1 protein-coding gene is annotated in these 728 nt (G+C 46.4%); it reads right to left on the reverse strand.

Annotation, left to right across the window (positions count from 1 at the left end; translation table 11 throughout):
• The coding region (locus R7Z77_RS25415; protein ID WP_318137055.1) for an ROK family protein at nt 1-728 on the reverse strand (728 nt) is incomplete at both ends.

Consider the following 728-nt stretch of genomic DNA (forward strand, 5'->3'; position numbering starts at 1 on the left):
GTTGCCACAGTGACATCGCTTCCCGTTGGGATCAATTTGAATATGCCCTAGTTCACCAATATTACCGTGGCGGCCTTGAAGAACTCGCCCATCAAGAATGATACCGGCGCCTAAACCATGGTGAATCGAAATAAGAACAGAGTTGTCATTTTCTTGGGAATGACCAAAGAGCTTTTCAGCTAAAGCCCAAGCACGCGTATCGTTGGCAATAAAGACCGGCAAACCCGTCGCTTTGTAAATCTCTGGCCCCAAAGCAAGGTTTTCGACGTTATAGTGAGGCATTTGCAGCACCACGCCCTGCTCAGAGTTTACAAGGCCTGGAAGCGTAATCGCGATGCTAGTAACACGATCGAGCTGATCGGCATACGTCTGAAAAAAATCGTCAATTTCGTAGAGCAGACGCTCAAGAACATCGTCTTGGTCACGTTCATGAATTTCGATTTTGGTATCGATCAAGACATCGCCACCCAACTCATGCAGAGCAATAGTCAGATAGCCACGACCTAAACGCATCGACAGAAACTGCCAACCTTCGTTGTTAACTTGTAGACCTACGGCAGGACGACCACGACTTGTCGCCTCTTGTACGGTAGTTTCATGAATCAAGTGTGCTTCGATTAATTCTCGAGTGATTTTGGTGATACTCGCAGGCGCAAGCTCACTTTGCTTCGACAAATCAATTCGAGAAATAGGACCTTTTAGGTCAATAAGTTTATATACACGACCAG

It is taken from the genome of Vibrio sp. 1401 (assembly GCF_033340295.1).